Raw genomic sequence first — 13,365 nt, forward strand, 5'->3', positions numbered from 1 at the left:
TTGTATTTCAAAAAAATCATTCAAAATGAATTCTCGCTTCTTGTTTTTTCTTCCGCTTCTTCTGTTTGGTTTAAAGTCGGATGCCCAAACCAAAATTAACTCTTCTACTTTTGGATCCATCGAACCCAGAGCCATGGGCCCTGGAACGATGAGCGGCAGAATTACGGCCATCGAAGGGGTAGAATCTGATGGAAAGACCTTGTACATCGGCACAGCCGGCGGGGGTATCTGGAAATCGACCAACGCGGGAGCGTCTTTCTCTCCCATCTTTGACAAGCATTGTCAATCCATTGGTGCCCTTGCCATCGACCAAAAAAATCCAAAAACAATTTATGCCGGTGCCGGCGAAAGCAATATGAGAAATTCGGTTTCGATTGGTGATGGAATGTATAAATCCAGTGACGAAGGTTCCAATTGGATCAAAATAGGTCTGGATTCTACAGAACATATCAGCAAAATTCTATTGGATCCTTCGAATGCAAATATTCTTTACGTCGCTGCTCCCGGGCCCCTTTGGTCGGACAGCCCTCACCGGGGACTCTACAAATCAACGGACGCGGGCAAAACCTGGGAGAAAATTCTCTATATCAACCCACGTACCGGTGTAGCCGATATTGCCATCGATCCAAGAAATCCAAATATTGTATTTGCCACCAGCTGGGAATTTAGAAGGACTCCATACTCCTTTGAATCAGGTGGTAAAGGAAGTGCGCTTTATAAATCAACGGACGCTGGCAAAACCTGGAATAAAATCAGCAAGGGTCTGCCGACCGGGGATTTTGGAAGGATTGCGCTGACTTTAGCACCAAGCGCACCGGACAAAATGCTGGCCATCGTGGAAGCCAAAAAGACCGGCTTGTATATTTCCGAAGATGCAGGAGAAAACTGGAAAGAACAATCAGCCACCTTCAACGTGGTTTCCAGACCCTTCTATTTTTCTACCCTTGTGATTGACCCCAAAGATCCCAAAAGGGTGTATCGTCCGGCTCTTAGTTTTTCCTATTCGGATGATGGAGGATACTCCTTTACCGATGCCTCCAATGCAGGTGGCTGGGTGCATTCGGACCACCATGCCCTTTGGATCAATCCCAACAACACCAATTTTTTGGTACTGGGTACAGATGGTGGCGTGTATATCAGCAATGACCGAGGGGCCACCTTTATGTTTTGCCACAATCTGCCAGTTGGTCAGTTTTATCACGTCGCGGTGGACACAAAATCACCTTACAATATCTATGGAGGTCTGCAGGACAATGGCAGCTGGGTGGGGCCTTCGGCCAGACCGGGTGGTGTTTCTAACGGTGATTGGAAATTACTCTACTTTGGTGATGGTTTCTGGACAGTGCCTGATCCATCTGATCCGGACATCGTTTATGCAGAATACCAGGGCGGCAACATGGCCAGAATTGATCTCCAAACATTTAAAAATTTTCCCATCCAACCCTTCCAAACCAATCAGGAAGATAAGTTGAGATGGAATTGGAATACTCCGATCATCGTTGGACAAAAAAACAAAAAAAATCTCTATGTTGGTGCGCAATACCTCTTTAAATCCAAAGACCAGGGAAGAAACTGGGAGCGGATTTCCCCAGACCTCACCACCAACAACAAAAAGAAACAGAACCAGGAAGATTCAGGTGGTCTTTCAGTCGACAATACCTCAGCAGAAAATCATTGCACCATTTTTACAGCAGCAGAATCTCCCTTGGATGAAAATACCATTTGGGTGGGCACCGACGATGGAAATGTGCAGATCACCCGCGATGGAGGAAAAACCTGGAACAATACCAGCGCAGCATATAGCCAAGCTGGAATCCCTGCACAAACCTGGATCAGCAGCATCGAACCTTCAAAATTTGATGTAAACACGGCCTACATCACCCTGGACAATCACGCTTATGGAGATCACCAAACCTATCTAATCAAAACCACCGATGGAGGCAAATCGTATTCGAGAATTCAAAGTCCTGAGTTTACCGGATTTGCCCATAAAGTGGTCGAAGACAGAATAAATAAAAATCTTCTTTTTTTGGGAACAGAAACAGGCTTGTTTGCGAGCATCGACGGAGCTGCATCCTGGTTTAGAATGAAATCCGGATTTCCGGAATATTCTTTGGTGAGAGACATTCAAATTCACCCGACAGAGAATGCACTAATCATCGGTACACACGGGCGAGGCATTTATGTTTATGATGACATTTCGGCCCTGCGCAACATGACTCCAGAACTGGCCAATCAATCCGTGTATTTTTTTCCGGTCAGCGAAAGAATCATCAGCGATGGAAAATACGGTGGAGGTGGACCTTATTCCGGAGGTTGGAATGCTCCCAATCCGGAATCGATCCTGCCCTTTCAATATTATCTGAAAGATCGGATGTTGAGCGGTGAAGCCAAATTGGATATTTTTGATGAAGATGGAAAACTGGTGCAGACCATTCCGGCTGGCAAACGCAAAGGCATCAACAAAGTCTATTGGAATTTTAGAATGAAACCACCGAAAGTAGCCGAGAGCAGCACCAAGCTTGATTTTGGAGCCTTCTTTGCTCCTGAAGTTTTACCAGGTCAGTACAAATTAGTTCTTACTGCCGGCACACAAGTTCTGGAACAAAAAATTACATTGAAACATGTGGATGAAAAAAATTACACCCTTGAAGATCGCAAATTACAACACGAGATCTCAATGAAATATTATCGCATGCACGAAGACCTTGCACGCACAGTTGAGGAGTTAAATCAAGAATTGAAAACCTACGTGGATGCTGCGTCAAAAGTCAAAAACAAAAAGAACAAAGAACAAATCAACCAATACATCGGACAACTTGAAAAATTGCGTGGGACATTGGTCGCATCGAAACATGCATCTGTGTTTGCAGATGAAACAAAACTGAGAGAAGAAATTACCGAAGCTTACAGCAAAGTGGCTCAGGGCCATCAAAGACCTTCTAACTTAATGATCGAAAGAGAAATGTTTTTAAGAAATAAGGTCGATACTTCTGCCAAGGATTTGAAAAATCTGAAAACCACACAAGGGGTAAAATGTGCTTCTATTTTAAAATCTGAAAAAATTCCAATGGACTTTAAGAGTTAAATTTCTGTCTTGGTTTACCCGTATTTTCGAAAGGATCACAAGAGGATAATATCTAATTTGATCCTTTCTTTTTTAGGTCCATTCCCCAATAAAAAGATTCAAAATATCCCTTTCAAATGGCCCGCCATAAAATTTTATTTTTTTGATATATACTTTTTATCAACTATTAAACTTCATCTTTGAATATTTTAAACATGGCATAAAAAAAAATGAATGCAATGTGGCTTTAAAAGAGTGCTCCCTATGGTCAAAGCCATTACTTTTACAGCTCCAAAGCTCAGGCTCAGAGTATCTTGACAAATTCTGGGCGGATAACTAAGAGCAAATACACCTCTCTTATTTTTCTCCGGATTTCCTTTTTGTCACGTACCTGATGCGCTGATTGATGAAGTGTATTCATTTAGGTATTGAAATTAGGATCCTGTTGAATTCAGTCAGGCTACAAACGGTTTGGCTTTATAAAAACTATAAATATGAATTCAGGATCTACCTCCAACCCAATGTCTTGTCTGCTGCCTAAGGGTGCCAATCAGATATCGGAGTCTATTAAGTTCCGGACAATTTCCTTCTGGTCTTTTATTTTGTACTTCTTTTTATGGACTTTCTCAAGCCAGCAAATAAAAGCACAGGGCAACAGCTGCGCCAATGCTTCCGTCCTGACCGCTGGAAATTGCAGTGGCTCCTTTGCATTGGACAATACATTTACGGATTCACGTTGTACCGGAAATAGGGCAGCGTGGTTCTCATTTACACCGGCAACAACCGGTATCTATACTTTAACTGCCACTGGTCCTGCTGGTAGAAACCCCAGTATTTTTGTAGCTACTGCTTGCAATGCACCGGGAACCTGTCACAACAATACGGCTGGAACCGTGGAATCTTCCTCTGTAAGTCTTCAAGCGGGTATTACCTATTTTATCAATGCTGAAATCACCGGCAACGGAACCATGGTAGACTTTTGTATTTCCAATGTTTGCATCCCTTCGGGAATTAGCATTAGCTGTCCTGGGGATCTGACTGTAGAATGTGAAATTGATGTTCCTCCAGCCAATCCAAATGGAGTATCATTTACCAGCAATTGTGGAGGTTCTGTGATCCTTGAATCAGAACTCATCAGAGATTCCTCCTGCCGGGATCGATTTACGATTGAAAGAACCTACGCCCTTAGAATTGGGGGTGTAATTTATGACAGATGCATTCAGGAAATTGAGGTCAACGACAGCATTGGTCCCAGTATCATTTGTCCTGGACCAGTCACCGTCGTTTGCGCTGGAGATATTCCACAACCCAATATAAACATGGTCATATCCGCGGATCATTGCGGAAATACAGGAATTACCAACTCCGTCGAAGGTGACTCCATTATCAATTACATTTGTCCCAACAATTATACCATCATCCGTGAATATCAGGCCACCGATCTCTGTGGCAATACCCAATCCTGTACACAGACCATTACCATCCATGATCCAATCTTGCCTGTTGCCATTTGTACTTCAAATTTGATTGTCTATCTCGGTTCCGATGGTCTGGGGCATAGTTTCATTGGTGACTATGATGCCGGTAGCTATGACAATTGCGGAGGTACACTGGAATTTCTGGCCGATGTAGATTTTACCTGCCATGACATTGGGGTAAACTTCATTACGCTGACAGTACTGGATGAATGTCACAATTCTTCACAATGTACAACATCAGTAGAGGTCATTGATACTTTTTCAGCGGTCCTTGTGTGCAGGGATTTTGATGTGAATCTGGCTCCCGGTGAATGTGAAACCATACTGAGTTACAGACCCGACTTGACTGCTGCTTTTTGTGATCAGAATCCTTATTTGACCACCTTAGATTCCAATACCTATGTCCTCGATGAACCCCTTGGGATTGGTGATCATACTGTATGTTACATCGTCACCGATGAAAACGGAAATACAAGCACCTGCTGTTCACAAATCAGGGTCATCGAATTTCAAAATCCAATCCGCGAGTTAGCGTGCAAAGGACAAATACAAATCAGTCTGGATGACAGCTGCCAAGCTACGGTAACCGCTGAATGGATCCTTGCAGGAGGTCCTTATGGTTGTTACAACAGTTATATTGTTCAGATTCAACTTTGGAATGGTGGTCCTTTCATCGATCGCGATCCCAATAAACCAGGCGTGCAACTGGACCGCAGAGACATCGGGAAAGAACTAAAAATAACCATCACAGATCCCCGCACCGGCAATAGTTGTTGGGGTAAGGCGACTGTTGAAGACAAACTTCCGCCCATTCTCATCTGCCCGGCAGATGCCATGTTTAGTTGTGAGACTTTGCCAATTCCTGCCAATACGGGAATACCGGTTGTAGAGGAAGGGTGTGGTAACTATACCTTAAATTATCATGACATAGTCACAAGAGGTTCCTGCTTGCAAATGTATCAATCCATCATCACAAGAATTTGGACTGTTGAAGATGATTATGGCAATAAAGATACTTGCATACAAACCATCACCATTTTAAATGGAGATCTCGGTATGGTCAGTCTTCCTCCTGATTTTGATGACAACGATAAACCCACCCTTTCTTGTGATGAAAGAATAGATCGAAATAAAAATATACAAACTCACTTAAGTGCATGGCCACAATGCGTTGATGGATATTTACTGGATTCTGCTTACTGGCTTGCCAATCCAGGTCTTGCTGACGTCTATGGCCAACGCCGATTGCCCAGGGTACTCGGCTGGAACGATATTTCAAATCCTTCTGATCCCCATTTCGGCCACCCCAATCCGGATCCTGTGTATTACCCATCTCATCCAGTTTGGACTTCTGCCAACAACGCCTGCTGGGGACCCAATACGCATGTGATGTGGTTGGGCACCGGACGGCCTGCTGCCGGCAATTGTCAAAACATCGCTACATCCTATCAAGACCTTATTTTTGACATCACAGGTGGACATTGCGAACCCGGAAGTTCAGGATGTTATAAAATATTGAGAAGGTGGACCCTGATCGATTGGTGTTCCGGAGAAATCAGAACGCACGATCAAACAATTAAAATATTGGATCTCGAAGGACCTGAAGTCGTTTATCCAAATCAACTGGATGTATCCATGGATCCTTGGGTTTGTACTGGAAGATGGGACGTGGCTGTGCCTTGGCTAATTGATAACTGCAGTCCTCAAATTGAGTACACGGTCGAAGTAGAAGATGGTACGGTCCTGGGCAATAGTCAGACCGGAATCGTTGTCGTCAATCTACCGGAGGGATGGCAGAAAGCATGGATCATCGCCCTGGACTGCTGCGGAAACGAAACCAGACATGAGATTGATCTGCATGTCTACGACTTTACTCCACCTCAGGCCATCTGCCAAACCAAAACAGTGGTTACCTTGCTTCCAAGTGCCGACAAAGGTGGTTCTATCACCAAAATTTTTGCAAAATCTTTTGATGACCGATCTTTTGACAATTGTGCAGAAGAGGTGTATTTCAAAGTCATCCGAATGGATGATTTACTGGGAACTTTGCATGGATCTCTTAATGACAATACCAATCATTGTGGTGGTGCCAATGGAGATGATGATCCTAACATCGTTGGAAATCAAATTTTCTTTGACGATGAAGTCAAATTCTGTTGCAATGATCTGGGCATCGATGTGATGGTTGTATTTAGGGTCTTTGATGTTTTTCCTGGGGAAGGTCCTGTTTACCCGGACAGATTAAAACCTGGCGGTGACTTGTATGGCAGATACAGTGATTGCATGGTACAGGTGGTTGTTCAGGACAAAGCCACACCGGTTATTGTCCCGCCTTCAGATGTGGTGGTCAGCTGTGATTTTTGGTTTGACATCGATGATTTGGACGACATCAACAATACCGTATTCGGTACCATCTCGCCTGATGCAGCCTGGAGAAATCCGGTGGTCACAACGGACAAAGTTTGCGAAGCTTATTGTACTTACAATCCCACAACCAAATATCCGGGCGCTCAAGCCGGCACAGTGGGGAGACTTGCTTGCGATCATTATATCAATCGCTTTGATGCTGCACATCCCTATCGTACCTATGAATTGAAATGGGGATTTGATGGATATATTCTAAGTGCCTGCGGCAGCACTCCAACTGTATCAGTGATTGATCAGCGAGAGTGCGGACAAGGAAGAATACAAAGAATATTTTCGGTACCAGGACCCAATGGCACCGTGGTATCTGCCACTCAAAATATTTGGGTAGTCAATTGCAGACCCTTCCGCGTGGACTATGAATATTGCAATGATACAACCAAATCAGACATTGTATGGCCAACAGGTATCTGTGATCACAAGGTCATAGAACTCACTGGTTGTAATGCAGACATCAGTCCTGACAATCCTCTTCTTGGCAGACCAAGAGTTGTTAATCGCGGCAAAGACCATTGCTCATTGGTGGCGATCATTTACAAGGATGAAATTTATTATACCGAAGAGAGCTCATGTTTCAAAGTGTTCAGAAAATGGTCTGTCATCGACTGGTGTCAATACGATCCAAACAACAATCCCAATGTCGGTAGATGGGAAAAAGTCCAGGTCATTAAAGTACATGATTTGACAGCCCCTGATGTAACATGCAACATGGGTCCTTGCGAACCCGCTTCAAAAGACAGCATCACCGGAATCTGCGAAGGCCACATTAGCCTTACAGCCAATGCAACCGATTTTTGCACGCCTTCAGATTGGCTAATCTGGGAATACAAAATTGACTTGTACAATGATGGTGTAGGAATCCATGGCGGTTATGATTACAGAGTGGGGTCATTAAAGAAAACTGAATTTGATGCAGGCATACAAGCCCGATACAAATACAATCCAAATGCAGATTTTCCAGGCAATCCGTTTGATGCAAGTGGAGTCTATCCCATCGGAGTACATAAGATCAGCTGGTTTGTCGAAGACGGTTGTGGAAACATTGGAGTTTGCACCAAATTATTTGAGATCGAAGATTGCAAAGCCCCTACTCCGGTATGTCTCACGGGTATCGTGACTGTTCCGATGCCTTCCACAGGTTGTATCGATGTGTGGGCATCTGATCTGAATGCATATAGTTATGACAACTGTACACCGTCTGATAAACTGAAATTCTATTTTGATGGGGATACCAGTAAAAGAGCATTCACAATATGTTGCGAAGACTTCGTCCGAGAAAAAATCAACGATGAAATGGTCATAGACGTCATCGTTTGGGTAGAAGACGAAGAAGGCAACAGGGATTATTGCAAAACTCTGGTGATCATTCAAGACAATCTGAATACCTGTCCCAATGTTGGAACGGCCAAAGGCAGGGTATCTGGCTTGATCAAAACAGCTGGAGGGGAAGAAGCCTCACCGGTTGAAATGAGCTTGTACAACAAGGGACAGCTGATCCGCCAGATGAAAGGAAGTCCTTATGCATTCTCTGATTTGGATCTGGATGAGATGTATCAAATCATTCCTGCACGAAATGATGAAAACATCAATGGTGTCTCCACACAAGACATTGTTAGAATACAAAAGCATATTCTTGGACAATCTTACCTCGAAGATCCATACAAACTGATCGCTGCTGACGTCAACAAGACCAGTACCATCACAGCTTCGGATATATCAGAAATCCGCAAACTGATTCTGGGTGTGACCGAAGGATTTTCCAAAACCAACAGTTGGACTTTTGTTCCTGGCAATTACTCCTTTGCCAATCCAAAACATCCTTTTGATGCACCTGATTTTCACGAATTCATGCTGAATGATTCCAAATCTGATCTTGATTTTGTAGCCATCAAGATGGGAGACGTCACCGGTGATGCCTTGGCGAGAACTTTGACAAAATCAGAAAGCAGAAATCGTTCTGAATTAAAACTGACAGCTCATAAAATAAACACACACAAAGATCAGCAGGATAAATTGCAGTTTGGCTTGCGCGCGATGGAATTCAATCAAATAACAGGAATGCAATTTACCTTAAGATTTGATCCAACTGAATTACAATTTGAAGGAATTCAATCGGGTTCCCTTGAAATTTCGGAATCAAATTACAACGCTTATAATCTAAAACGAGGTTTAATCACTTTCAGTTGGAATAGCCCGAATGTGCAGCATGGTACAACGGCAAATAAAACGGATGATCTTTTTGTGGTCACATTTGGTAAATTGAGGGACAAAGTTCAGATTCCATTCCAATTGAACAATGATAAAACAATTGCGGAGGCCTACAATGTCAATCAGCAAATTTTCAAAATTGGTTTAGAATTTGTCGATCCTTCGATGGTCAGCGAGTTTGAATTTAAATTGTTCCAGAACGAACCAAATCCTTTCAACGAGTCCACCGAAATCAGGTTCATCCTCCCAGATGCCGGAACTGTGAAACTCAGTTTCTATGATGTTCTTGGTAAAGTCATTCGAGTGTATGATTTAGATGGTCAAAAAGGATTTAACTCAAAAATCATCCACCGGAGTGAAATCAATGCTACAGGAATTATTTACTATCAGCTGGATGCTGAGTCTCCGGGAGCTGCCCACACAGCTACCGGTAAAATGATGCTCCTTCAGGAATAATCCCACCCAATCTATCATCCCATTTTAACATATATCCGTTGGTGAAGAAATTCACCAGCGGATTTTTTTATTGATCCCACGAGCCTGATCCAAGTTTGAATCATCTTTTAAAGGTTTTTTGAACCCTTTGTCATTTAGTTGGATCTTTATGTTGTAAGTGAGCGTCACCAAGACACTCTACCTAGATAAATATGGGCAAAAGTCTGGCAAAGCAGTTTGCAAATTGGAAAGAAATAAATTCAAATGTTTAACGCCAGGTTGAAAAAACCCAATTTAGCATTAATTCTTGTCTGACCTTCTATTTGCTTATTTTGAGTAGGTATCTTCGAAGTATTATTTTTTCGTCAATGAGAAAAAATTGAGTATCAACTTTCCATAAAATTTCACTTCCACTCCCACTGCAATTCTACAAAATGATGTTTACTAAATACTCCTTCTTTCTCCAGCACCAACATTCCATTTTCATCCACACACTTTATCATCGCCTCCCAAATTTCCTGATTCTCTTTTTTAAATCTTCCTATTTCATTTCGCATGAACAATTGTTGGTTGTACAAAAACAACAATTCCTCCTGCTTTCCATTTTTAATCAAATCCAAATATTTTTGTAAAATAGTTCTGAGTTGAATGGCTATTTCCAGAATGGGAAATTCTCGATTGCTCTGATTAAAAATGGAGGTCGCACAAAACTCAGAAGGAAAATTCCTTTGATTGATATTCAAACCAATTCCAAATACAGAAAACTGAAGTTGTTGTCCTTTGAGCACATTTTGAATCAAAATACCCGCAATCTTTTTGTTGTCCACCAACAAATCGTTTGGCCATTTTATCCGGACTTCCTTCATTGACAATGCGTGGAGCAAATCTACGATGGCCAGAGAGACCGCCAAATGCAATCCAAATAGGCGCTCCAGCCTCAAAAAGCGACTGTCAAATACATAACTGACAAGAAGGTTTTTTCCAGGCGCACTTTCCCATTTTCTGCCATATTGTCCTTTACCACCTGTCTGTAAGTCAGCAAAAACAAAAAAACCGTCTTCAGGTATGGTTTTTGACAGATATTCCAATGCAAAATCATTGGTGGACTCCAATGTTAAGAAATGAAGATAATTGTTGTCGATATTTGGATATTTCAATGACATATTATAACTTTGCCTAATGTATTAAATGACCTATTAAATTCTAAATTCTGGTACAGACACAAACTAAATCCAAACCCCAAACAATCACTGAAAAAGCTTTCCTGGACCTCATCGTTGACGCCATACAGGATATCAAAGGTAAAGAAATCGTAATCATCGACCTGACCCGCATCCCGGATGCACCGGCAAAGTATTTTATCATTTGCGAAGGAGAAAGCAGTACCCAAATTAAAGCCATCGCCCATAATGTACAACGAAGGGTCAAAGAAGAAACTGATTACAGGGCAAGTCATGTAGAGGGCGAGATTGGTGCCAAATGGGTGTTGGTGGACTTTTTTGATGTGCTGGTTCATGTCTTTGACAAATCCACAAGGCAGTATTACGATCTCGAAGAGCTTTGGAGTGACGGAAAATTCAAAGAAATAAAAAATATTTAAGAATTTATTTTATGCCATCGATCATCAGAAAGTAACCTTTTTGGGCGATTTGGCGTTTTATTCATTCACAAAGAGGAACCATCCCTAAAAATAAAATAGTTTCTACATGGAATCACAAGAAAATCAACCACCCAAAAAACCAGCTTCCGGAGGATTTAATTCTTATTGGATTTATGGCATTTTGTTTCTGGCATTAATTGGAATCAATTTCTTTTATTTGGCCAATCCCAACAAGGAACCCATACCTTTTAGCCGTTTTGAACAAATGGTGGTAGAAGGAGATGTGGAAAAACTGGAAGTGACCAACAACAAGCTGGCCTATGTCTATTTGAAAGAAAAATCATTGGGCAAAGAAAACTACAAGGATGCCGCCAAATCTACCATTGGACTAAAACCTCACTATCATTTTAATGTAGGCCCCATTGAGAATTTTGCAAATAAAATGGACAAACTCAATGAAAAACTGACAAGTCCAATGGATGTCACCTATGTCGAAAAACAAAATTGGCTTGGACCGATCCTTTCATTTGTTTTACCCTTTTTAATCATATTAGGCATCTGGATTTTGTTCATGCGCAGGATGGGTGGAGGCTCAGGCGGTCCTGGAGGTCAGATTTTTAATATTGGCAAATCGAAAGCCATGCTTTTTGAAAAAGACAGCCACACCAACATCACTTTTGAAGACGTGGCTGGTCTGGAAGAAGCAAAAGAAGAAGTCATGGAAGTGGTGGATTTTCTAAAAAATCCCAAAAAATACACCGCTCTGGGAGGCAAAATCCCGAAAGGTGTACTCCTCGTTGGCCCTCCCGGAACCGGTAAAACTTTGCTGGCAAAGGCCGTCGCGGGTGAAGCCGCCGTTCCGTTTTTTACCATATCAGGCTCTGATTTCGTAGAAATGTTTGTAGGAGTTGGTGCTTCAAGGGTTAGGGATCTGTTCAGACAGGCCAGAGAAAAAGCACCCTGCATCGTCTTTATCGACGAAATCGATGCGGTGGGTCGTGCCCGTGGTAAAACCCAATGGCAGGGAGGCAACGATGAACGTGAAAACACGCTCAATCAGTTGCTTGTAGAGATGGATGGTTTTTCCACTGACAAAGGTGTCATTCTAATGGCCGCTACCAACAGACCTGATATCTTGGATACTGCATTGCTGCGACCCGGAAGGTTTGACAGACAGATTTCCATTGATCCTCCGGATCTTAAAGGCCGTGCTCAAATTTTCAAAGTACATCTTAAGAAACTTAAATTATCCGATGAAGTAACTCCTGAAGTATTGTCGGAGATGACACCCGGATTTGCAGGTGCAGACATCGCCAATATCTGCAATGAAGCGGCACTCGTGGCTGCCAGAAGAAATAAACAGTCCATCGAACTTGAAGATTTTAATTATGCACTGGATCGGGTGATTGGTGGCCTTGAAAAAAAGAATAAAATAATTTCACCCGAAGAAAAAGAAGTGATCGCTTATCATGAGGCAGGCCACGCCATCTGTGGTTGGTATCTCAAATATGCATCCCCTTTGGTCAAAGTGACCATCGTCCCAAGAGGAATAGGCACCTTAGGATATGCTCAATATTTGCCCAAAGAGGAATACATCACAAGAACTGAAGCCATGCTGGACAGAATCTGCATGACCATGGGCGGAAGAGCTGCCGAAAAAATCGTATTTGATAAAATATCCACAGGGGCCCAATCCGATTTAGACCAAGTCACCAAAATGGCTTATTCTATGATTTCCATTTTTGGAATGAATGACAAGGTTGGAAATGTCTCCTTCTATGGAATGTCCCAGGATGGTTTCCAAAGACCGTATAGTGAGGAAACTGCAAAGCTGATGGATGAGGAGGTCAGAAAATTGGTGGACCTTGAATATGAAAGGGCCCAAAGACTTTTAAGTGAAAAACGCAATGAGCTTGAAGTTTTGGCAAAGGAACTGCTAAAAAAAGAAGTACTTCTGAAATCTGATGTGGAGAGATTGATCGGACCCAGCCCTTACCACAAAGACAAACATCCTGAACCCAGTCCGCTGGATGGTCAGCATGTGTCCGATGAAAAACCGGGCGAGGAGGTAAAATCTGAGGGTGCTGAACTATAGTCCAAAAGACTCCATCAAATCAAACCACCCATTTTAAGCTGTTTTCCAACTATTACCG

General features: G+C 42.5%; 5 protein-coding genes. 4 read left to right on the plus strand and 1 reads right to left on the minus strand.

Going from position 1 to position 13,365, the window contains the following annotated elements; all coding sequences use genetic code 11:
- Positions 1 to 25 precede the first annotated feature (25 nt).
- Positions 26 to 3,088: a glycosyl hydrolase gene (locus IPM48_03200; GenBank protein ID MBK9270581.1), complete on the plus strand. Its 3,063-nt coding sequence runs from the start codon at positions 26 to 28 to the stop codon at positions 3,086 to 3,088.
- A 473-nt stretch (positions 3,089 to 3,561) separates the two neighbouring features.
- Positions 3,562 to 9,633, plus strand: a complete 6,072-nt coding sequence (locus IPM48_03205; GenBank protein ID MBK9270582.1) for a hypothetical protein — start codon at positions 3,562 to 3,564, stop codon at positions 9,631 to 9,633.
- 383 nt (positions 9,634 to 10,016) lie between these two features.
- Here the strand turns inward: IPM48_03205 and IPM48_03210 are convergent, their stop codons facing one another.
- On the minus strand, positions 10,017 to 10,775 hold the full coding sequence (locus IPM48_03210) for a biotin--[acetyl-CoA-carboxylase] ligase (GenBank protein MBK9270583.1): 759 nt from the start codon (positions 10,773 to 10,775) through the stop codon (positions 10,017 to 10,019).
- A gap of 83 nt (positions 10,776 to 10,858) precedes the next feature.
- On the opposite strand from IPM48_03210, the gene rsfS reads away from it, so the two are divergent.
- Both rsfS and ftsH read left to right on the plus strand, forming a co-directional pair.
- Positions 10,859 to 11,212 carry a ribosome silencing factor gene (gene rsfS / locus IPM48_03215; GenBank protein MBK9270584.1) on the plus strand — a complete coding sequence of 118 codons (354 nt, stop codon included), beginning with the start codon at positions 10,859 to 10,861 and terminating at the stop codon, positions 11,210 to 11,212.
- Between the two features lie 106 nt (positions 11,213 to 11,318).
- Entirely contained in the window at positions 11,319 to 13,307 is a 1,989-nt protein-coding gene (gene ftsH, locus IPM48_03220) for an ATP-dependent zinc metalloprotease FtsH (protein MBK9270585.1), read from the plus strand.
- Positions 13,308 to 13,365: the final 58 nt, after the last annotated feature.

This window comes from Saprospiraceae bacterium (assembly GCA_016715965.1).
Lineage (GTDB): Bacteria > Bacteroidota > Bacteroidia > Chitinophagales > Saprospiraceae > Vicinibacter.